This is a genomic window from Pectobacterium aroidearum (assembly GCF_015689195.1).
Classification (GTDB): Bacteria; Pseudomonadota; Gammaproteobacteria; order Enterobacterales; family Enterobacteriaceae; genus Pectobacterium; species Pectobacterium aroidearum.
Map to the genome: position 1 here is coordinate 2,999,552 of NZ_CP065044.1, position 20,703 is coordinate 3,020,254.

Annotated in this window: 22 protein-coding genes and 1 tRNA gene; 12 read left to right on the top strand and 11 right to left on the bottom strand. The window is 47.8% G+C overall.

Features of this window, described 5'->3' with window-relative positions:
- Positions 1–40 precede the first annotated feature (40 nt).
- From dinI to I2D83_RS13425, 5 genes are all read left to right on the top strand, one after another.
- Positions 41–280: a DNA damage-inducible protein I gene (gene dinI / locus I2D83_RS13405; protein ID WP_015840721.1), complete on the top strand. Its 240-nt coding sequence runs from the start codon at positions 41–43 to the stop codon at positions 278–280.
- An 88-nt stretch (positions 281–368) separates the two neighbouring features.
- Positions 369–626 (top strand): hypothetical protein, encoded by a 258-nt coding sequence (locus I2D83_RS13410; RefSeq protein WP_181828853.1) that lies wholly within the window; start codon positions 369–371, stop codon positions 624–626.
- A gap of 242 nt (positions 627–868) precedes the next feature.
- A complete protein-coding gene (gene bssS / locus I2D83_RS13415) occupies positions 869–1,123 on the top strand; it encodes a biofilm formation regulator BssS (RefSeq protein WP_005970542.1) in 255 nt (84 codons plus the stop codon).
- 441 nt (positions 1,124–1,564) lie between these two features.
- The gene (locus I2D83_RS13420) at positions 1,565–2,119 is read left to right on the top strand and encodes a cytochrome b (RefSeq protein ID WP_205946694.1); all 555 of its coding nucleotides are present in this window, start codon (positions 1,565–1,567) and stop codon (positions 2,117–2,119) included.
- Positions 2,120–2,148: 29 nt separating this feature from the next.
- Positions 2,149–2,724, top strand: a complete 576-nt coding sequence (locus tag I2D83_RS13425; protein ID WP_155116510.1) for a YceI family protein — start codon at positions 2,149–2,151, stop codon at positions 2,722–2,724.
- 70 nt (positions 2,725–2,794) lie between these two features.
- Here the strand turns inward: I2D83_RS13425 and trhO are convergent, their stop codons facing one another.
- Entirely contained in the window at positions 2,795–3,862 is a 1,068-nt protein-coding gene (gene trhO / locus I2D83_RS13430) for an oxygen-dependent tRNA uridine(34) hydroxylase TrhO (RefSeq protein WP_205946695.1), read from the bottom strand.
- A gap of 213 nt (positions 3,863–4,075) precedes the next feature.
- On the opposite strand from trhO, the gene I2D83_RS13435 reads away from it, so the two are divergent.
- Positions 4,076–5,170 carry an NADH:flavin oxidoreductase/NADH oxidase gene (locus I2D83_RS13435; RefSeq protein ID WP_205946696.1) on the top strand — a complete coding sequence of 365 codons (1,095 nt, stop codon included), beginning with the start codon at positions 4,076–4,078 and terminating at the stop codon, positions 5,168–5,170.
- A gap of 258 nt (positions 5,171–5,428) precedes the next feature.
- Complete coding sequence (locus I2D83_RS13440; protein WP_181844726.1) at positions 5,429–6,349, top strand: Kdo(2)-lipid IV(A) acyltransferase; 921 nt, start codon at positions 5,429–5,431, stop codon at positions 6,347–6,349.
- Between the two features lie 125 nt (positions 6,350–6,474).
- On the opposite strand, the gene mdoH is transcribed toward I2D83_RS13440, so the two are convergent.
- Together mdoH and I2D83_RS13450 are read right to left on the bottom strand one after the other, a co-directional pair.
- Positions 6,475–9,039: a glucans biosynthesis glucosyltransferase MdoH gene (mdoH, locus tag I2D83_RS13445; RefSeq protein WP_205946697.1), complete on the bottom strand. Its 2,565-nt coding sequence runs from the start codon at positions 9,037–9,039 to the stop codon at positions 6,475–6,477.
- On the bottom strand, positions 9,032–10,534 hold the full coding sequence (locus tag I2D83_RS13450) for a glucan biosynthesis protein G (RefSeq protein WP_155116511.1): 1,503 nt from the start codon (positions 10,532–10,534) through the stop codon (positions 9,032–9,034). The genes mdoH and I2D83_RS13450 overlap by 8 nt, the downstream gene beginning before the upstream one ends.
- 442 nt (positions 10,535–10,976) lie before the next feature.
- On the opposite strand from I2D83_RS13450, the gene I2D83_RS13455 reads away from it, so the two are divergent.
- Together I2D83_RS13455 and I2D83_RS13460 are read left to right on the top strand one after the other, a co-directional pair.
- Positions 10,977–11,429, top strand: a complete 453-nt coding sequence (locus I2D83_RS13455; protein WP_015840730.1) for a DUF2946 domain-containing protein — start codon at positions 10,977–10,979, stop codon at positions 11,427–11,429.
- 101 nt (positions 11,430–11,530) lie between these two features.
- Positions 11,531–13,054, top strand: coding sequence for a PepSY-associated TM helix domain-containing protein (locus I2D83_RS13460; RefSeq protein WP_205946698.1), 1,524 nt, complete (start codon positions 11,531–11,533; stop codon positions 13,052–13,054).
- Positions 13,055–13,163: 109 nt separating this feature from the next.
- Here the strand turns inward: I2D83_RS13460 and I2D83_RS13465 are convergent, their stop codons facing one another.
- The 3 genes from I2D83_RS13465 to I2D83_RS13475 form a co-directional block, all read right to left on the bottom strand.
- On the bottom strand, positions 13,164–14,828 hold the full coding sequence (locus I2D83_RS13465; protein ID WP_181848540.1) for a methyl-accepting chemotaxis protein: 1,665 nt from the start codon (positions 14,826–14,828) through the stop codon (positions 13,164–13,166).
- An 846-nt stretch (positions 14,829–15,674) separates the two neighbouring features.
- On the bottom strand, positions 15,675–15,956 hold the full coding sequence (locus I2D83_RS13470; RefSeq protein WP_205946699.1) for a hypothetical protein: 282 nt from the start codon (positions 15,954–15,956) through the stop codon (positions 15,675–15,677).
- A 158-nt stretch (positions 15,957–16,114) separates the two neighbouring features.
- Complete coding sequence (locus I2D83_RS13475; RefSeq protein ID WP_181828862.1) at positions 16,115–16,414, bottom strand: hypothetical protein; 300 nt, start codon at positions 16,412–16,414, stop codon at positions 16,115–16,117.
- Between the two features lie 154 nt (positions 16,415–16,568).
- Here I2D83_RS13475 and I2D83_RS13480 point away from each other — a divergent pair, with 154 nt between their 5' ends.
- Together I2D83_RS13480 and I2D83_RS13485 are read left to right on the top strand one after the other, a co-directional pair.
- Positions 16,569–16,754, top strand: a complete 186-nt coding sequence (locus tag I2D83_RS13480) for a GhoT/OrtT family toxin (protein ID WP_015840736.1) — start codon at positions 16,569–16,571, stop codon at positions 16,752–16,754.
- 83 nt (positions 16,755–16,837) lie between these two features.
- On the top strand, positions 16,838–17,344 hold the full coding sequence (locus I2D83_RS13485) for a 2-thiouracil desulfurase family protein (protein WP_205946700.1): 507 nt from the start codon (positions 16,838–16,840) through the stop codon (positions 17,342–17,344).
- A 54-nt stretch (positions 17,345–17,398) separates the two neighbouring features.
- On the opposite strand, the gene I2D83_RS13490 is transcribed toward I2D83_RS13485, so the two are convergent.
- The 4 genes from I2D83_RS13490 to I2D83_RS13505 form a co-directional block, all read right to left on the bottom strand.
- Complete coding sequence (locus tag I2D83_RS13490) at positions 17,399–17,827, bottom strand: universal stress protein (protein WP_015840738.1); 429 nt, start codon at positions 17,825–17,827, stop codon at positions 17,399–17,401.
- 156 nt (positions 17,828–17,983) lie between these two features.
- Complete coding sequence (locus I2D83_RS13495) at positions 17,984–18,439, bottom strand: GNAT family N-acetyltransferase (protein WP_205946701.1); 456 nt, start codon at positions 18,437–18,439, stop codon at positions 17,984–17,986.
- A gap of 4 nt (positions 18,440–18,443) precedes the next feature.
- Positions 18,444–18,968: an isochorismatase family protein gene (locus I2D83_RS13500; protein WP_181828864.1), complete on the bottom strand. Its 525-nt coding sequence runs from the start codon at positions 18,966–18,968 to the stop codon at positions 18,444–18,446.
- Between the two features lie 88 nt (positions 18,969–19,056).
- Positions 19,057–19,479, bottom strand: a complete 423-nt coding sequence (locus tag I2D83_RS13505; protein WP_015840741.1) for an NUDIX hydrolase — start codon at positions 19,477–19,479, stop codon at positions 19,057–19,059.
- A 559-nt stretch (positions 19,480–20,038) separates the two neighbouring features.
- On the opposite strand from I2D83_RS13505, the gene I2D83_RS13510 reads away from it, so the two are divergent.
- Positions 20,039–20,221 (top strand): biofilm/acid-resistance regulator YmgB/AriR, encoded by a 183-nt coding sequence (locus I2D83_RS13510; protein WP_228483929.1) that lies wholly within the window; start codon positions 20,039–20,041, stop codon positions 20,219–20,221.
- A 370-nt stretch (positions 20,222–20,591) separates the two neighbouring features.
- Here I2D83_RS13510 and I2D83_RS13515 read toward each other — a convergent pair.
- Positions 20,592–20,679 (bottom strand) — tRNA-Ser (locus I2D83_RS13515).
- Positions 20,680–20,703 lie beyond the last annotated feature (24 nt).

Below are 20,703 nucleotides of genomic sequence, written 5' to 3' on the forward strand. Positions count from 1 at the left end.
ATAACTGTATAAATAAACAGTTTAAAATTTGGAGGTCATCATGCGCGTAGAAATCACTCTTGCAAAGACAACGCCTTTACCCGCCGGTGCGATTGATGCACTCAGGCATGAGCTGGAAAAACGTATTCACAAAATTTATCCCGATACGCCCATTCAGGTTCGTTATGCATCTGCAAATAACCTGACGGTAATGGGTGCAGGCAAAGATGACAAAGATCGTATCTCTGAAATTTTGCAGGAAACGTGGGAAAGTGCCGACGACTGGTTTACAGCAGAGTAATCTAAAACTTGAAAGATAACGAAGATATGGGCTGTAATGGCAGTTTAAAGCGGCATTTCGCCATATGCTATGACCGAGGGTATCTGTTATGACGGTAGAAAAACCAGAAGAGGCAATGACATTCGGGGAACTGCTGGAGCTGATTGGCGAGCAACAACGCAAAATCGATGCTCTGGAACTCGCCTTTTCGTCTCTGGCATTCTGCCTCGATGAGAAAGCAAACACACTGATGATTCATAACCTGACTCTCGAATCTCAAAATGAGAATCGAGATCCAGCGATGAAAAAATACCTTGCCAAGCTTGCTGCCGCATTGGAGAAAAATGCAGGTTCTGGTGTGGAATAATGTCCTGCCACCCCTGCTAACCACACCTTCGGGATGAAAGCCTATTCGTCCCGATATTTTATCTGACGCATCGCTTACCCCCTTTCTCCATACCGTCTGTGTAATATTTTTTACGAAAAACTGAAAATATTTCCCATAAATTAAATAAGCAGCAGTATACTGATAATGCTCATTTAAAAATAATGAGCCACCTGAAGCCTCGTTAGTCACTCATGTTAGTAACTAGTCAATAAGGGGTATTTATGGATAGAAAAAATGAAGTTATTCAGACACATCCTCTTGTAGGTTGGGACATCAGCACCGTTGACAGTTATGATGCCATGATGATCCGTTTACACTACTTATCCACCTCGGATCAAGCACCAGATGAAGCACATGTAGACCGCACGCTTTGGCTAACGACCGATGTTGCACGGCAACTGATACACATACTCGAAGCCGGTATTGCAAAAATCGAATCAACAGACTGTGACGTCAGTGATTATCGAAAACATTAGTAATTGATAACGTTATTAATAGTATATTCAATACCCATTAGTTTTGCCTAAAACGACAACACCGCCAATTAAGGCGGTGTTGTCGTTTTAGGGCTATTCTCATTTCTTTTTATATTCACCAATAAATTAATTCGTACCGTCTACTTTTATACTAATAATCACTTACTGCATCATTATTCAACTAATAGAGCCTCTTTGCAGTGCCGCACATTTATTTCTCTGCCAGCTTATTCATTCTTCATTTGCCAACAGACATCAGAAATAGTTATTGCTATTAAATAACTTCCATAACCAAACTGAATAAATTATGAATTTAAATTCAAAAAAACTGCTCATGTTTATGATAATGTTACAATTTGAAAGTTTATATTGATTTTATGTTTCATCCTGTTAAATTTCGCCGAATTGACAGCGTTATCGTTTTGATAAGGAGTTATCACTATGCTTTGGCGTAATACCTCTTCTCGTTATGGCCATATCAGCATTCTTTTGCACTGGATTGCAGCGTTAACCGTTTATGGCATGTTCGCTTTAGGCCTGTGGATGGTCACATTAGGCTACTACAATATCTGGTATCACCGTGCTCCGGAGATCCACAAAGCGATTGGCGTATTGTTCTTTGCCATCTTAATTTTTCGCGTGGTGTGGCGCTTTATTTCTCCACCGCCTCCACCGTTGAAAAGCTACTCCACATTGACCCGCGTCAGCGCGACGCTGGCTCACATTGCGCTTTATGTCATTCTTTTCGCCATTCTTATTAGTGGATATCTCATTTCCACTGCCGAAGGGCATTCCATCTCAGTTTTTGGCTGGTTTTCTATTCCGGCCATTGTCAGCGGCTTGACGGATCAGGCCGATATAGCAGGCGACGTGCATCTTTATCTTGCATGGGCGGTGGTTGCCTTATCAGCGCTGCACGGTTTAGCCGCATTAAAACACCACTTTATCGATGGTGATAACACGTTGAAACGGATGTTGGGTAGCAACGTTCCTTAACTTTCTGGATTTATGGAGAAATACCAATGCTGAAGAAAACACTACTGAGCCTGACCGCAGTATCCATGCTTGCCTCTGCCGGTTCTGCACTGGCGGCAGAGTACAAGTTCGATAAAGAAGGCCAGCACGCGTTTATTGAATTCCGCATTAAACACCTCGGTTACAGCTGGCTTTACGGCAGCTTTAATGACTTCGATGGCGCCTTTACCTTTGATGAGAAAAACCCATCAGCGGATAAAGTGAATGTCACCATCAACACCAACAGCGTTGACACCAATCATGCTGAGCGTGACAAGCACCTTCGCAGCGCAGAATTTTTAAACGTTACCAAGCATCCGCAGGCGACGTTTACGTCAACGGAAGTGAAGAAAGACGGTGAAGATTACGATATTACCGGCAACCTGACCTTAAATGGCGTCACCAAGCCCGTTAAGCTTGATGCCAAACTTATCGGCCAGGGTGATGATCCGTGGGGTAACTATCGTGCCGGTTTTCAAGCCGAAGGGACTATCAAGCTGAAAGACTTCAACATTACGACTGATTTAGGTCCAGCCTCGCAAGAGGTGGAACTGATTATTGCCGTTGAAGGCGTTCGCCAGAAGTAAGGCTAGGCATTGACTGTACGAAGCCCTTTCCTTTGGAAAGGGCTTTTTATATTACGCGCTTAACCGCTAATTATTCGGCCTTGTCTTTCACTGCAGGAGCCGGAATGTGCAACGTTGACTGTAATAGTCCTTTAGATTTATTGAAAATCTTCATTCCATTCTCACGCCCGCTGCGTATCGCTCTTTGCTCTTCCAACGGCAATTTCATTTCATCCAAACACTGTGTGCTACAGCAACCTTCGTATTTTGCAGCGCAGGCTGGGCATTGGATAAACAGCAGATGGCACCCTTCATTACGGCAGTTAGTATGGCTATCACACGACGCACCGCACTGATGGCAATGCGCGATAACGTCATCAGAAATGCGCTCTCCCATTCGTTCATCAAACACGAAATTCTTGCCGATAAACTTCAGCGGTAGCCCCTGAGCTTTAGCCTGGCGCGCATACTCAATAATACCGCCTTCTACGTGATACACATTCTTGAAGCCATGGTGCAACATGTAGGCGCTGGCCTTCTCGCAGCGAATACCGCCCGTGCAGTACATGACAATATTTTTGTCACGCGCCTCATCAAGCATCTCAACCGCCATTGGCAACTGCTCACGAAACGTATCCGACGGTACTTCCAGCGCATTCTCGAAGTGTCCGACTTCATATTCGTAATGATTACGCATATCGACAAACACGGTGTCAGGATCGTCCGCCATGGCATTAACCTGAACGGCTTTCAGGTATTGCCCAACATTCGCTGGGTTAAATGTCGGATCATCTATCCCATCAGCGACAATCCGTTCGCGCACTTTCATACGCAATACCCAGAACGATTTCCCGTCATCTTCCAGAGCGATATTTAAGCGAATCTGATCGAGCGCCGGGTGCGCACTGAACAATACCGCCTTAAAGGCCTCGAACTGATTATTGGGCACGCTGATTTGCGCGTTAATTCCCTCAGTAGCAATATAAATGCGACCGAAGACCTTACATTGCTCAAGCTGAATATACAGACGATCGCGAAAGGCTTTTGGATCGTCAATGGTGAAATATTTATAGAAGGAAACTGTGGTACGCGGCTCGGTTTCCGCAAGCATACGCGCCTTCAGTTCCTCATTAGAAATCCGGTTATGTAACACTGGCATGGTGTACGTTTCCTGTCTTCATTGAGGTTAGCGTGTGACGTTCATCATCGAATCAGAGATCGATATATTGAATCGCCCGGCATCATACCTGATAGAGCTGAGGCTGTCAGGGCATGAAATGAATAGCGCGGCAACAAAGAGTGATCTACCGTAAGCCAATAGCCTCTGGGATTCATTTCGCTTTCATGAAGTATCATCGAAGGATCTGTCATTATGAGTCAGCTTTTCTCCCCCGTATCTCTTGGTAAACTCGAACTACCTAACCGAATCATCATTGCCCCTATGTGCCAGTATTCGGCTGAGGACGGCAAAGCGACGGCCTGGCATACCATGCATTTAGGTAACCTGTCACATTCCGGTGCAGGATTACTCATTATCGAGGCTACCGCAGTTTCCCCAGAAGGCCGGATTTCCCCACGCGACCTTGGCTTGTGGGATGACGCGACAGAACAGGCCCTTGCTGGCGCGGTTAACGCGGTCAAAACCTATTCTGCCATGCCTCTCGGCATACAATTGGGTCACGCAGGTCGTAAAGCCTCAACGGGAGTTCCTTGGAGCGGGCGAGCATTTCTGCGTCCGGAGCAGGGAGGCTGGCAGACTATTGCACCATCAGCGATCCCCTATAATGACAGCGATGCTGCGCCGCTAGCGATGTCAGAACAACACATCCGCGCGTTAATTGATTCATTCGTTTCGTCTGCTAAACGTGCGGATCGTCTGGGCTTTGACCTGATAGAAATTCATGCTGCTCACGGCTATTTGCTGCATCAGTTCCTTTCACCGCTGACAAATCAGCGCACAGATAACTACGGGGGGTCACTTCAGAACCGGATACGCCTCATCGTCGAGATTTACCGTGCAGTACGCGAGGTTTTCCCGGCGCACAAAGCCGTTGGCGTGCGCATTTCTGCGATAGATGGCGTTGAGGGCGGTTGGGATCTGGAGCAATCGGTACAGCTTAGTCAAACGTTGCACGAATTAGGTTGCGATTTCATCCACGTATCCAGTGGCGGACTATCGCCATTGCAACAAATCCATCCTGCACCCAATTATCAGGTGCCGTATGCGCAGCGGATTAAGCAAGAGGTAGGCATCACCACCATCGCCGTTGGGCTAATAACCGAGCCGGAACAGGCAGAAGCGATCGTCGCAACCGGTGAGGCAGACGCTATTGGACTGGCTCGCGCCATTCTCTTCGATCCTCGTTGGCCATGGCATGCGGCCGCCAGACTGGGCGCGCAGGTATCCGCCCCAGCGCAGTACTGGCGTAGTGAACCACGCTATGCCAGAGGCATTTTCAAACAGTAGCGGTAGATACACTGTGTCAGGCGATCCTATCTGGGTCGCCACTTTCCTATATCGCCAGACACCATGCCATCAAAGGTCAAAACTCATTCTCTGAAAATGATAGGATAAAAGCCGTTTTTTGCATAAAAATCAGTCAATAACGCAGCGGTAATTTGTGTTATTGGCAAAGCGCCGCAATAATCTATCTTGCAGTTAACCATTAACTCGTTTTTTAACGGTTCGCGTGCTGACCAGCACCCAAATATTGATACTGAGGCCATGACACAAATCCCTTCTTTTAATCGTTCATTGCTACATCCACGCTACTGGCTCACCTGGTTGGGCATCGGCATCCTTTACCTTATCGTTTTGCTTCCCTATCCCGTTCTGTATCGTATCGGTACCGCACTTGGTCATCTGGCTATGCGTCTATTGCCAAAGCGCGTCAACGTTGCCATCCGTAACCTTGAACTGTGTTTCCCCGAGATGTCGCAGGCTGAACGTGATGAATTAGTCAGGAAGAATTTTGAATCTGTCGGCATGGGAGTGATTGAAACCGGTATGGCCTGGTTTTGGCCAGACTGGCGTATCGAGCGCTGGTTTACGGTGACGGGCGTTGAGCACATTCGTCCTGAGAACGAACGGGATCAAGGAGTACTGCTCATCGGACTGCATTTTTTAACATTGGAGCTCGGCGCACGAGTTTTTGGCATGCACAATCCGGGGATCGGTGTCTATCGTCCGAATGATAACAAGCTGATTGATTGGTTACAGACATGGGGAAGAATGCGGTCCAATAAATCCATGTTGGACCGAAAAGATCTTAAGGGCATGATTCGTGCTCTCAAACAGGGCGATATTATCTGGTATGCCCCAGATCACGACTATGGTCCACGAAGCAGCGTATTCGCCCCTCTGTTTGCCGTAGAAAAAGCGGCGACAACCCGCGGTAGCTATATGCTGATCAAGACCGCGCGCCCTGCCGTCATTCCTTTTGTTCCACGCCGTCTGCCTGACGGAAAAGGCTATGAACTGCTGATCCAACCTGCAGAACAGGATGCACCTGTAGATAATGAAACCGAGACAGCCGTTTGGATGAATAAGGTTGTTGAAAAGAATATTCTGCTCGCACGGGATCAATATATGTGGCTGCACCGTCGTTTCAAAACCCGCCCGGAAGGCGAACCGTCCTTTTATTAAGGAACGTATTTTAACTAACACGTTCGTTCCGGTTACTCCTTTCAGGAACAGCCACTCTTGTGACAGACGAAAAAAAAGCAACGGCGATTGATTGCCGTTGCTTTATCTTTCATGCCAACGCGAAGTTAGCTTTTGATATGCGGTACGGGAAGTTTCTGGTAAGACTCAACCCACGCAGCATAGGTCTCCGGTTTTTGCCACACATGGTAGTGCAAGCGCGATATCGTAACGGGATCGCTAAGCAGAACCAGACGCTGATTATTACTCACCTCTTCCGGCTTACGGTTCAAGGCATCACGCACATTCTTCTCACGTACGTCTTCAATCGCTTGGCTGAAGCGATGACGCGCCGTTGCCATTGCACTGGCGAGAGCGTTAATTGACGGATCAAAGACAGCCTGCATAAACCCATTATCCAGCCTACGCTGATGGTTCAGTCGGCAATATTCATCCGTAGCAACCAACTCACGTGGTGGATTGAACTCTTCCGGTATCATCAACAGCTTGGCACGTTTACAGCCCAGCCCTAATGACGCGCGGCTCGAATAAACCGAAACAAACGGCGACAAAATCAGCGAGAAGACTATCGGAGCCAGCCACCACAGGAAGCGCAGATCCAACCATGCCATGCCAATCGCCCAGACCAGCCCCAGAATCAACTGGGAACCGTGGCGCACAAACGCCTCGCTCCACGGAGTTGCATCGTCGTCACGCTGCGGAGAATTCCACTGCACCGACCAACCGAGAAACGCACTGACAACAAACACGGTGTGGAACAGCATACGAACCGGTGCCAACAGGACTGAGAACAGCATTTCCAGCAGCAGCGAAATAAATACTCGTAAAGCACCGCCGTACTCTTTTGCGCCTTTTGCCCACACCAGAATCACGCTCAACAGTTTTGGCAAGAACAGCAAGACCAATGTCGTCGAGAAGAGTGCGATCGCCAATTCCGGCCGCCACTGTGGCCAGACGGGGAACAGCTGTCGGGGTTGCAAGAAGTACTGAGGTTCCATGAGCGTATGCACAACCTGCAACGCTGTAGAGAGCATCAGGAACATAAACCACAGCGGTGCCGACAGATAAGACATCACACCGGTAAGGAAAACGGCGCGATGAACGGGATGCATACCTTTAACCAGGAACAACCGGAAGTTCATCAGGTTGCCATGGCACCAGCGGCGGTCACGTTTCAGTTCATCCAACAGGTTAGGCGGCAGTTCTTCATAACTTCCCGGCAGATCATAAGCGATCCACACGCCCCATCCTGCGCGACGCATCAGCGCTGCTTCGACAAAGTCGTGCGAAAGAATCGCACCGGCGAACGACCCCTCACCTGGCAGCGGTGCCAAAGCACAGTGCTCGATGAACGGTTTAACGCGGATAATCGCGTTATGCCCCCAGTAATGCGATTCGCCCAACTGCCAAAAGTGCAAGCCAGCGGTGAACAGCGGACCGTAAACACGCGTTGCAAACTGCTGGCAGCGCGCATACAGCGTATCCATGCCCGATGCTTTCGGTGAAGACTGGATGATACCGGCGTTCGGGTTCGCTTCCATCAGTCTGACCAAAGACGTCAGACATTCGCCACTCATGACGCTATCGGCATCCAGAATGACCATATAGCTGTACTGGTTGCCCCAACGGCGGCAGAAATCATCAATATTGCCGCTCTTACGTTTGACGCGACGACGACGACGACGATAGAAAATGCGACCTGTACCGCCGACATCACGACACAGTTCCATCCAGGCTTTTTGCTCTGCCACACAGATGTCGGGATCGTTACTGTCACTCAGTACGTAAATATCAAAATGTTCAAGATTGCCCGTTGCTTCAACCGACTCATACGTCGCACGCAATCCCGCAAACACACGCTCTACGTCTTCGTTACAAATCGGCATGATTAACGCCGTGCGGTGCTCTGGATTCAGCGGCTCGTTACCTACCGTCGTGGAAGAGATGCTGTATTTATCTCGACCAATCAACAGTTGCAGGAACCCCATCAGTGCGGTCCAGAATCCAGCCGACACCCAGCAGAACAACACTGCAAACAGAACCAATATGCCGCTTTGCAGCACATAAGGAAGCAGTTGCATCAGCGAACGCGTCCACGGTTGACCCGCCATTTCAAACGGATCGATGAGCGCCCATCCCTGATAAGGCAGGATGGTTTTCATATACCAGGTTGCGATCGCCGTCTGAAACAGCGTTAACACCAGCAGAATATAGCGGCGGATTGTTCCCACCAAGCGCCAACGGTTTTCGGAAATTTTCTCTTCCGGGCTGTAATGAGGGCGAGGCGGTACGGTGCGTCCCAGTAAGCTTTCCCACCAGCGAACCAAAGGATTGGTTCGCCAGACGTCAGGAAACATAGAAGCGCGGGTAATGACGGGCATCGCTTTTAATGCCGTCCGCCCTTCTCTGTCAGTGCCGAGTTGTTTACCGTTGTCCAGCCCTTCTGCCCAGGCCATTTCAAGACGAGCCTGCACAGACTGCAGCGTAGCATCATCTTCAGACTGAACATTAACCTGATGCTCTTCAGACGGACTACCTTCAGACAAAGCCTGATGCAAAACGGCCTGATCGTTCCAGGCCGCTTGCGGTAATTTTTCGCGAAGAACCTCTGCCTGCTCGGCAGGCAGAGGTAGTTTCTCAATATAATCGAGAGAAGAAGTTGACTTATTCATTAGCAGGTAGCTGATTGCTCCAGGTTTCAGTCAATGTCGTCTCGCCATTAACCAATGCAGCTCTCATTTCAGTCGGCTGTTTCGCATCTTTCACACGCAAACGCAGCGTCAGACGCCAGCCATGAGTCACTGGGTTATAGCGAACATTATTTTCTACAATCTCGCCGTTATCACCAATGCTGACCTGAGAGGCCACCGGAGTGCTCTCATCCAACTCTTTTAAATTCGGTCCAACAAAATCCACAATATACGCGATCGTGCCGTCAGGCTGGCGGATCAGGTTAGATTGCTTAACATCACCGGCAGAACGGCGAGTTTGTTGAACATAGGCAATGTTCGGAGAATGCAGTTGATCTTCGTCGCGCGTAAAGTGCAGACGATATTTAATATCCAGCGGTTTGCCCGTTTCAGGCAATACATCAGGCGTCCAGAAAGCGACGATATTGTCGTTGGTTTCATCCGCAGTAGGGATTTCAACCAGCTCAACTTTTCCTTTGCCCCACTCGCCTTTCGGTTCAACCCAGCCGCTTGGACGCAGATCGTAACGATCGTCGAGATCTTCATAGGCAGTAAAATCACGACCGCGTTGCAGTAGACCAAATCCTTTCGGGTTTTCTACCGCATAGGTGCTGACGGACAGGTGTTTTGGATTATTCAGCGGACGCCAAATCCACTCACCATTGCCGGCATGAATTGACAGGCCATTAGAATCGTTCAGCGCCGGACGATAATTCAGCGTCGGAGAAGGCTGGTTCGGCCCGAACAGATACATGCTGGTCAGCGGAGCAATACCCAGTTTGCCCACTTTATCACGCAGGAAGACTTTAGCTTGAACGTCTACGACGCTGTCACGCCCCGGATAAACGGTAAAGCGGTAAGCCCCTGCGGCACGCGGAGAATCCAGCAGCGCATAAATAACCAGATGTTTATCATTTGGTTTTGGACGTTCAATCCAGAACTCACGGAAACGAGGGAATTCCTCACCGGAAGGTAATGCGGTATCGATAGCCAAGCCACGGGCAGACAAGCCATAAATCTGGCCTTTTCCTACCACACGGAAGTAGCTGGCACCCAGCATGCTGACAATTTCATCGTTCTTATCAGCTTTATTGATCGGATAGAGAACTTTAAAACCCGCAAAACCGAGATTTTTAACGGCTTCAGCATCGTGGTTGACGGAACCAAAATCAAAATACTCAGGAGAGTATTTAATCTCATCAACCGTTGTCGCTGTGACTTCATTAATTTTCACCGGGGTATCGAAATACATCCCCTGATGGTAAAACTGGAGTTTGAATGGCGTCTGTACATTATTCCAGTATGACTTATCGTTATTGAAACGAATTTGCTGATAGTCCGCAAATTTCATATCACGGAATTGCGCAGGAAGATTACTTTTCGGCGCTTCAAAACCCTTTTGTGACAGCTTTTCAGCCTGCTGTGCCACATCATCAATAGAGAATGCCCAAGCAGGCACTGCGCTTACAGACAGCATAATGGCGGCGGACAGCCAGCGAAGGCTGGCAACCCGCTGTTTAAACCCAAATTTATTATCCAGCACAGCTCCCCCTGTTGGTGTGCTTCAATCAACTAAAATCCATATTAATGGATAAGTTAGCTTTCCTACAACTTGATAAAGATATTGTTCATCATAATAGGTCAGCGTTTAAACAACGAGAACGCTAAAGCATGATAAACCGGGTTGTAAAAATGCAAAACAGCCACGGACTATAGCGAATATCGACCTGCACGTGCGTAGGATTATTCCGTTTGCGCCCATACCGTTTCCCATTGCCCACCGATAAAAGATCTGACGAACAGTGACATTGATTCACATACCGTTTGAAGTATGGCGGGTATAAACATTTGTGTAACAATGCAGGGGCAAGTAAAGTACACTCCTCGACTGAACCCGGTATTGTTGAATTAAGACTGCTATGCTTTTGTCCGCGCTTCGACGGCGAAGTTTCCCAGCCTGGGTCGGCATCTTCGCTATTTTGACCATCTTCGTTGCACCAGTGATTTCACAAACACGGGTGCTTTACGAGCGTGAGCATAACTTTCATGAACACGGGCACAATGAAAATAGCGCAACAGCGCACGCCAGCCACAACGGCAATCTAGCGGAACAACAGCATACCGGACACGCAATGTCCGGTCACCACACGACCCCATCACACCATTCTCCCTCATCACCGTCGATGATGATGGATCATGCCGCTTGTGGTTACTGCGTACTCTTTTCGTATACGCCAGCGCTGTTCGCAACAGGTTCACTCAATCCGATACTGACCGCGTCTTTATCTGAAGCGCTGGTTATTCATTTTATCTCCCGCATTGTCCTTCCCGAACGTTACGCTTCCCCAGTAGTGCGCGCCCCACCTTTCTGAATCGTGCATCATCACGCCATGTGCATTTATAACGCATCGCGCTATATCCTTTCAGGTATGGCGTTTGATCATTTTTTTGCTAAATGATTTCAGAGGGTTTTATGTCACACCCTAATCAGGCATCAGCCACTGCTGCCGCCTCCGGCACGCGCTCAGCCGGAGAAACCGCGCCGGTTCAACACGCGGTAGACAACGTATCGCCACGTGCCGCGATCGTCGCTCTCTTCATCCGTCTGCATTTCTATATTGGTATTTTTGTCGGCCCTTTTATTTTCGTCGCCGCCCTGACGGGTACGCTGTATGTCCTGACGCCGCAGATTGAAAATCGACTGTATTCACACCAGCTTTTCACCCAGAGTCAGGGCGCTCCGCATTCACTGGCTGATCAAATTCGTGCCGCACAGGCAGGGCTTGTTCACCATCAGGATGCAAAATTACTGGCAATACGTCCTGCGCCTGCTGCCGGAGAAACCACGCGCGTTATGTTTGCCTTGCCGGAACTGGGGCCATCAGAAAGTCGCGCCGTTTTCATCGACCCTGTCTCGCTGGAAAATCGCGGTAGTGAGATTGTTTACGGCACCAGCGGCATTCTGCCATTTCGTACCTGGCTTGATTACCTGCACCGCGGGCTGCTGCTAGGCGATATCGGGCGTAATTACAGCGAGCTGGCGGCATCCTGGCTGTGGGTCGCGGCACTGGGCGGCATTGTCATTTGGTGGTCAACCCGACATGTATCGTCAGCGGCCAAACGACGGAAATTGAAAAATAGCCAGACGACGGCGGCAAAGACGCAGCGCCTGCGCCACTGGCATGCCACGATGGGGCTAAGCCTTGTGCTTGGTTTGCTCTTTTTCTCCGCGACGGGGCTAACCTGGTCACAGTGGGCAGGCAGCAACATTTCTGTCGCGCGTACCGCGTTAGGATGGCAGACCCCATCAGTCAAAACCCAATTGCCCGCACCGATGTCTCATCACGACATGATGCACGGTCACGATATGGTGATGGCCACGGATGAGCACGCGGAACATCATGCATCAATGCCAATGGGGGATGTCGGCGCCTCTTCACCCACGTTATTTGATGAGGTACTGGCTGCCGCACGTCATGCAGGGATTGATGCCAATAAAATCGAAATCCGCCCCGCCACTCAGCCGCACCGCGCCTGGACAGTCAGTGAGATCGACCGTGCCTGGCCAACGCAGGTTGATGCCGTATCAATTAACCCTGATACGCTGGATGTTGTGGACAAAACCGATTTCAACACCTTCCCGCTGGCCGCCAAGCTCACGCGTTGGGGCGTGGATGCGCACATGGGCGTGCTATTCGGTTTGCCAAATCAGCTCATCCTCGCGGCATTTGGACTTGGGCTCTGTGCAATGATCGTCTGGGGCTATCGGATGTGGTGGATACGTCGTCCAAAATCTCGTCATAGCGTGAATCCGGTCAACACGCTGACGGCAGCATGGTTAGCGGTTCCCGTCTTTCAGCGTGTGCTTATTGCGCTTATCACGCTGCTACTGGCAGTCAGTTTACCCGTCATGGGGATCAGCCTGCTCATCTTCCTGCTGATTGATACAGTTCGGTGGTATATGGGCAACCCCAAGCAGGCTATCGCCAAAAACTGATTGTCAGACTGCCATCATCGTTAGATCCAGACATAAAAAACCGCCACTGTGTGACACAATTTGTGCAACACAATGGCGGTTAATCAGCAATACAGCTTAATGGCGGATGTTAGAACGTCGTCCAGTCCGCTAACTCACCTTTAGCAGCGGTTTTTTCTGCACGGTTATTTTTAGGGGCTGACAGCGCAGGTGTTTCCACTTTTCTACTCAATGCCGCACTTTTATAAGATGCACCAAGATTGAATACGCTGACCGTACGCGCGAGGCTATTTGCCTGATCCTGTAAAGAGAGCGCGGCAGCAGCAGATTCTTCAACCAACGCGGCGTTTTGCTGGGTTGTCGTATCAATCTGCCCCACGGCCAGGTTGATCTGGTTGATTCCATCGCTTTGTTCACGGCTGGCCTGCGCAATTTCGCTGATAATTCCTGTTACGCCCTGCACATTCGTCACCAGTGAATTCATCGTGACACCCGTTTCTTCTACCAGCCCCATGCCGTCCTGCACTTTCTTGAATGAATCATCGATAAGCTCTTTGATTTCTTTTGCCGCCGTAGCGCTTCGCTGAGCCAGCGCACGTACCTCACTGGCAACAACGGCAAACCCTCTTCCCTGTTCACCGGCACGTGCCGCTTCAACGGCCGCATTCAGCGCCAGAATGTTGGTCTGGAAGGCAATACCATCGATCACCCCGATAATTTCTGCCATACGCTGTGAAGAATCACGGATTCCACGCATTTCCTGCGTGACTGTTTCCATCATGGCGCCGCTTTTCTTCACCGTTTCAGACGCGCTGGCCGCCAGATCTGTTGCCTGCGTCGTATTATCGGCGGTATTTCTGATCGTTGACGTCAGTTGTTCCATCGATGACGCTGTTTCTTCCAGCGAGCTTGCCTGTTCTTCCGTTCTGGCCGATAAATCCTGATTCCCTGCTGCAATTTGCGATGCAGCGCTGGAGATCGTTTCTGCGCCATCGCGCACCTGGCTAACAATCTGCCGTAGACTGCTGTTCATATTGTTCAAGGCAGATAACAGTTGGCCGGTTTCATCTTTACGATCGGTATAAATCTCAGAGGTCAAGTCGCCTTTCGCGACATTTTCAGCAACGCCCAGCGCTTCCTGTAGCGGCTGGGTCACGCTGCGGGTAATCAGTGAAGCAATAATCAACCCAGCCAGCGCACTGATGAGAATAATCGTGGCGAGAACCATCAGCGCATTTTTATAGCTTTCCCCCACCGCTTGCGCAGAGGATGACATCTTGTCATCCTGTATCCCGATAAATTCATTGACTTTGTTGGTGTATTTTTCCTGTGTCACACGCGTTACGTTGAAGTACTCTTCAGATGCGGCTTCGGTGTTCCCTGCCGAGATCAATGACGAAAGTTTGTTCGCTGAACCAAGGAAATCGCGGCGGATATCACCAATATCACGCAGTACCGCAACCGATTTATCGTCACTGACGGACTGATTCAGATACTCCATGAGTTCAGATATTTTTCCTGAACGCTCTTTGTTCAGCGCCAACTGTTTATTGATTTCACTTTCTGATTTAAGTAATAACAACAGTTGCTGATTATTGAGGTAACCATTCAATTCATCAATCAGCTTATTACTTTTGACGGTCAATGGATAATTTTGCGAAACAATCTCATCCATTTTTTCGTGAAAGTCACTTAATTTTGAAATGGCAACGCTGCCAATTACCAAAAGCATTAATACCAGAAAAGAGAACCCCGCCCCTAATCGATACCCTATACGCCAGTTGGATAAACTCATTAACATCTCCTTAATTAATTTTTTCTATCTGTATAAAAATATATAATTGAAAAATTAATATTTATTCAATAAATACAGATAGCTCCAATACTCTTTTTCATAACAAAAAATACACATTTCTGGACAGATAATTTATATGCCCTGGTGAGAAACATGAACAATATGTAGGTAGACATGCGCATCAAACCATATTCATGGCGGTACGGTCGAATTGGTCTAACCAGATACGGCGCGCGATAGCAGACTTCTGCACATGCTGGCAGTAGAAAAAACGTCATCCTTTACACCTCATCTTTCACCGCATTTCTCCGTACCATAACCTGACTTTTTACGTTCCCATGACTCACAGAATCCAGGAGAATTACCGTCACTAAAATTATGGTCTAATAGCAGCGGCAAGGAACGAATACACACCAGAACAACTTTTCCTGACGCCGAAGGCAGTATCGGCTTTTTGTAGATAATCTTTATATTTTCTAACTTATGGCACTAATATCTATTTAATCGATCATTTTTTTAAAATCTATCTATTTATAAGATATATGTTTCCAGATGAAATGAATATGGCATTCAGGATGTAACAATAAACTCAAAAACAAATAATAACAATTTGTTATATTTTTAAATAAATACCTTCTGCGTTTATATTATGTCGCGAATGCGAAGTAGGAATATGAAGAGTTAGGTGAATGGATATGGGACTGGACACTTCCAGCCATTTTCTCGTTCGACACGAGCAGTGTGGATTGAGCGAAAAATATTCACCCAGATGCATTTTCATCAATGCGCCTGGGTGATTTAATTTTGTTATATATTTTTTGAATCAATCAGAGATTCAGAACCGCATTACTTTTTCTTGGAAGCCGCTTTAGATTTACCTTTCAGTAATTCCCGGATTTTCTTTAGCTCTTTCTGCGTTAACGGCACTTCCGCACCAACTTCTTCTGTACCCTGACTGTCCACCAGCTCAGGAGACAATTCAGAGGCATGGTGGCTTTCATCAAAGCTCTTCAGTAACCGAGCGCTGACTTCTGCACTGATAGAGACTTCATTTTCCAGGGCAGCCGCTTTGATTTTTTCTTTCAGCTCTGAGGAAATCTTCAGGGACAGGCTAGATATCTCACTCATTTTATTACCTTTCTCATGGGGTAAAATAGTAAGCTATGACAGCCAGCCAGTAATGTCCATACTGAAATAAAAATTTAATATTTCTGTCACAGAAATAGCGTAATTAATTTCTTAGCAAAGAGATTATTATTTCGCTATTTTTATTTCCCTGCCAAATGTTATGTATTCCCATTTTTCATTCTCCAGTCATCAATCATTTTCTGGGTCACTTCGTCTTTGTAACAGATCGGCGTATATCCCCCTGCCCGACTCCATGCGCTACGTTTGCCACACTTGCTGCCATTACGCGCTGAATTATAAGGACAAGGACAATTACCGGAATAAGTAGAAATTGATTCCTGAATGAGCCGTTCTTTGATCTGCTCATCAGAAATTCGGGTATTTTTCGCCATACTGGGTGTAGAAAAAGAAAGCAGAGCCACAGCACACACCATCGCAACAGACAGCGTCGTTTTCATACGAGGGCCTTATTTTAACCAGAAGATAATCACTGTAGTACAAAATACGCACCGCAGAACACGGTCTCACGGCTACCCACTATGGGTTAAAAAATTGATCATGAAATATTAACAACATAAAATGCAGGCGCTCCGAGGATAAAAGGAAACAAACGTGCCACATCACTCCCTATGGGAACTTATTAAGCTTACCTACACGATCGGTTTTGTCATCGCCCTGATCGTTACTTTCTTGTTAAGTAAAGATAAATCCTTGTTCATCCGATTCTTCGCGTCGTTAATTATCGGGCTAACCTGGCCGCTGAGCTTTCCTGTTGTCCTGTTGTTCTCCATTTTTTGAAGCGACGCTTCTCTTCCAGATAACCGACAGGGTGAATCAACGCAGCAGCGCCTATTCGCGCCTTTTAAGAGAGAATGCCCACAATGAGTAACATTCTGATCAGCGCCTGTCTGTCCGGCTTTCCCGTCCGCTATAACGGCACCGAAAAGAAATCGGTTGGCGGCTATCTTGCCCAGTGGCGCCAACAGAAGCGACTCATTACGTTTTGCCCGGAACTGGCGGCAGGTTTCTCAACGCCCAGACCTTCAGCGGAAATCATCCCGACTACTGGCGGCAATTCTGTCATCACGGCTGGCGCTAAGGTAGTCGAAGCAACCGGTGCCGATGTGACCGAACGTTATATTCTGGGTGCCTGGCTAGCGCTGCAAATGGCGCAACAGCATAACTGCCGCTTCGCGCTCCTCACAGAAGGGAGCCCATCTTGCGGCAGTCGCATTATATATAGTGGGCGGTTTGATGGTTCACAAACAGCAGGAAGTGGCGTTACCGCAGAGCTGCTGCGTCGCCACGGTATCGACGTGTTTTCCGATCGTGAGATCGAACAGTTAATTGAACGTGTTGAATACTTCGATCGTCATTCTGATGCGTAGCATCGCAACTGCCCCATCGGACAAACCCTAATGCGGCAGTTGCGTTATGCAAAACTAACGGACAACTAATACAGACATTTTCGCATGGCGAACGATGGCTGCGGCATTTGAGCCAAGCAGATAGGTTTTCACATCTGGCCGCCGCGAACCGATGACGATCAAATCCGCATTCATCTCCTCCGCCAGCGCCAGCACCTCGTCTCTGGCCGAACCAAAACTGACGCTGCATGACAACCGTGATGCCGGCAGATCGATCGTTTTCATCAGCGATTTGAGCTTGTCATTTGCTTTCACCACCGCCTCATTCTCAAACTCTTTTATGCCAAAAGAATACGCAGATAAGAACGCCGATGCATCCGGGAGGGAATGGAAGAGGTGTATTGCGGCGCCTGACATTTTAGCCAACCTAACTGCATGCGTAATCGCGTGTTGGGTGAGTTCATCTTCTTCTATATCTACTGGCACTAGGATGCTCGTGTACATAATCACCTCTCCTCTGCATGGATAACTGATTACCTGTCAGTATGTAAGAAGCGTAGTCTGCTCGTCGTCAGCAGAATATGATCCCGTTCACTTTTACACATGTTGCCCGCTATTTTTAACCTGCCAAGTGTCCGTTAGCTCACCGCCAACTTTTCTTTAAAGCGGTCGTGAATAGATACGTGAAGATTCCCCCCAAGGGTGATAACCCATTCCGGTAAAGTGGAAACCATAGTGTTCATAAAAACCGAGCAGCTCAGTGCATAAATGCAGCGTAGAAAAACCAGCACGACGGGTTTCCTGAGCAAGGTGTTCAATCAATTGCCCCGCATACCCATTGCTACGATGATTCTCTTCAACATAAAGCGCGCATAGCCAGGGATAAAGATCCATACGGCTGATGAAATCATTGGTAATTAACCCGGCACCACCAATAATATGCCCATCCTTTTCCAGCAAATACCAATCAGGCAATGGGTTTTCTGCACCAATACAATGGTTGATACAGTCTTCGTAAAGCATCAACGTCTCGTCAGATGCCCAGTGGCGTTGGAAATAATGAATCGCCCTTTCTTTGTATTCAGGGCTCTTTCTGACAGAAATAATATTCAACATAGGGCTAGCAACTCATCTTCCATGAGGCAACGATGTGCCCCGTTGTTTCTACCGTAATCGTGTTGCCTGGAATAATAAAATTCCGCCACACCTCGTTGTAATGCGTGATTAATTGTTCTGCTTTCAGTTCACCGCGATTAGCCGTCGTGTGTGCATCGGCGGCGATCGTCAACGCGTAGCCTCGGCTGGCCGCATTCTTAATGGTGGCATCAACACAATAATCCGTCGCGCATCCGCAAATCGTCAGGTGGTTAACACCCAACTCTGCCAACACATCGGCTAACGGCGTACGGTAAAACGCATCGCACGCCGTTTTGGTAATAGATAAACAACCCTCTGGCTGGTTCAGCTCAGGCAATAACTGCCACCCTTCGCTACCTGACAACATGCCGTCTTCTTCATGCTGAATGAAAATCGTCCGATCTGCTGCGCCTGAAAGCTGATTTATCAATGCGACCGTCTGTGCCTGTCGTGCTCTTGGTGTTGCAAACACCGCATTCTGCATATCAATCACTATCAAAACCCGCATCTTTTTTCCTTATTTTGGCACTTAACATCGGCAGTCATGATCCTCAGGGAAGCAACGGCTTGTCTCACTCCAACCAGACTGACCGTGACTAGATCATGTCCACTATACCATGAGGATAAAACTTGATTTCCCCTGACCGCAGCCGATCAATATCAAACCAGCGGGTAACAATCGGAACACCATTTGTCTCTATACCATGGATAATCTCCTGCTGGTAAAGCGACTCGTCCTGAAAGCGCGCCTCATAAACAAAGACAATCTCATGCCCAGGTTTGCCATTGTAGGAAAAAATATTCTCTGAAACGCCTAACAGTGAGAAATCCTTGGTCGCTGCACTAATTTCCTCCTGGACTTCCCTCTCCGCTGCCGCCTGCGACAATTCGCCAAAATCGACGCCACCACCGAGCGGCAACACATAATGCTCATCTTTTATAGGGTCATACCCTTCTGCTAACAGAATCTTTCCATGGTTTCGGAAAAGACAAACTGCTTTTGCTCTGATCTTTTGCATGTCAACGCTCCAGGTAAACTACAACTCTCTAAACTACAGCACTCTTTTGATAAAAAGACATTTATTGATAAGCGACATGTAGCACAGAAATATGTCATCTTTTTTTACAGATAAAAATCTGTTAAAATTTAATCAAAATGCATTAATAGTTTTTATGTTCAGTGAATGTTTTTCTCTGCCCCCTTTCATTTCTTCGTGTTTAACTTATTGAAGTCATGCGTCTCACATAACTATTCCAGACATAATATTGGTGGAGAACGATAAATTCATATTTATCAGCCTGACCATTGATCGGCGTCATCCTTTCGCATCCAGGTACGTCGCCGAATCACGCTGTGTTTATTTATCTTACCGACTGGTTTTATGCGTACGATCGACTAAAGTTAACTAACCATTTCTTCATGTCTGGCGGACAGCGAATGCGTGCTGTCTGGCAAGACGTGCATTAATCACGTCAGAAAACGCACAAGGTAAGGGAGGAAAAACAATGCATTCAGAGGTACCCCCAAATGAGCTCCCGATATCTGACACTCTCGGCCTTGACTCTCAGGTCAACGACATGGAAATACTCGGCAACATTGTGGAAGAGATCATTCAGTCCGGCCATTCCGTCAGTAACAAGGCCATCATCGCTAAATTAATTCACAAGATTGAAACAGAGGCTAATGCCGCTTTTCAGGAGAAATATCGAGCATTGCTGGAACTGATTGTTTATAAAACTCAGGACGACTTCCTGATTTAATGCCCGATGAAGACACTATTCTCTCGTTTTCCAGTAGCGTTTATACGTTATTGGCCAGAGTTTTATTTAATGCGTACAGTCAGCGATAAATAACACAGGTATTTATGTTGTTATTATTCCTGACCCGCGACTATCAATTTATTAATACCGAACAGCGCGAGACCTGCTTATTTTACCAATCGTTAATATTCATTTCTGAATGAATGATGTAAGGGAAAAAATTCGTACCGCAACGTCGCTATACGTCCACACCTGCTCAACACGAACGTCATTATGAACAACACTCACATCAGCAGTATGAGATAAAAATACGATTGGTTAGATAGCAGAAACGAAAACGGGCTAGCCTAAGCTAACCCGTTGAATTTTTTGGCGGAGGAGTAGAGATTCGAACTCTAGAACACTTTCGCGTCGCCGGTTTTCAAGACCGGTGCCTTCAACCACTCGGCCACTCCTCCGCAATGACGCGAACTATAAACAGT

Coding starts and splice junctions, on each gene's coding strand:
- I2D83_RS13435 (WP_205946696.1), top strand. CDS start 4,076: ATGAGTCAGCTTTTCTCCCCCGTATCTCTTGGTAAACTCGAACTACCT.
- I2D83_RS13485 (WP_205946700.1), top strand. CDS start 16,838: ATGAGTAACATTCTGATCAGCGCCTGTCTGTCCGGCTTTCCCGTCCGC.
- I2D83_RS13460 (WP_205946698.1), top strand. CDS start 11,531: ATGTCACACCCTAATCAGGCATCAGCCACTGCTGCCGCCTCCGGCACG.
- I2D83_RS13490 (WP_015840738.1), bottom strand. CDS start 17,827: ATGTACACGAGCATCCTAGTGCCAGTAGATATAGAAGAAGATGAACTC.
- I2D83_RS13440 (WP_181844726.1), top strand. CDS start 5,429: ATGACACAAATCCCTTCTTTTAATCGTTCATTGCTACATCCACGCTAC.
- I2D83_RS13455 (WP_015840730.1), top strand. CDS start 10,977: ATGCTTTTGTCCGCGCTTCGACGGCGAAGTTTCCCAGCCTGGGTCGGC.
- trhO (WP_205946695.1), bottom strand. CDS start 3,862: ATGCCAGTGTTACATAACCGGATTTCTAATGAGGAACTGAAGGCGCGT.
- I2D83_RS13450 (WP_155116511.1), bottom strand. CDS start 10,534: ATGCTGTCTGTAAGCGCAGTGCCTGCTTGGGCATTCTCTATTGATGAT.
- I2D83_RS13470 (WP_205946699.1), bottom strand. CDS start 15,956: ATGAGTGAGATATCTAGCCTGTCCCTGAAGATTTCCTCAGAGCTGAAA.
- I2D83_RS13505 (WP_015840741.1), bottom strand. CDS start 19,479: ATGCAAAAGATCAGAGCAAAAGCAGTTTGTCTTTTCCGAAACCATGGA.
- I2D83_RS13475 (WP_181828862.1), bottom strand. CDS start 16,414: ATGAAAACGACGCTGTCTGTTGCGATGGTGTGTGCTGTGGCTCTGCTT.
- mdoH (WP_205946697.1), bottom strand. CDS start 9,039: ATGAATAAGTCAACTTCTTCTCTCGATTATATTGAGAAACTACCTCTG.
- I2D83_RS13465 (WP_181848540.1), bottom strand. CDS start 14,828: ATGAGTTTATCCAACTGGCGTATAGGGTATCGATTAGGGGCGGGGTTC.
- dinI (WP_015840721.1), top strand. CDS start 41: ATGCGCGTAGAAATCACTCTTGCAAAGACAACGCCTTTACCCGCCGGT.
- I2D83_RS13510 (WP_228483929.1), top strand. CDS start 20,039: ATGGAAATACTCGGCAACATTGTGGAAGAGATCATTCAGTCCGGCCAT.
- I2D83_RS13410 (WP_181828853.1), top strand. CDS start 369: ATGACGGTAGAAAAACCAGAAGAGGCAATGACATTCGGGGAACTGCTG.
- I2D83_RS13495 (WP_205946701.1), bottom strand. CDS start 18,439: ATGTTGAATATTATTTCTGTCAGAAAGAGCCCTGAATACAAAGAAAGG.
- I2D83_RS13420 (WP_205946694.1), top strand. CDS start 1,565: ATGCTTTGGCGTAATACCTCTTCTCGTTATGGCCATATCAGCATTCTT.
- bssS (WP_005970542.1), top strand. CDS start 869: ATGGATAGAAAAAATGAAGTTATTCAGACACATCCTCTTGTAGGTTGG.
- I2D83_RS13500 (WP_181828864.1), bottom strand. CDS start 18,968: ATGCGGGTTTTGATAGTGATTGATATGCAGAATGCGGTGTTTGCAACA.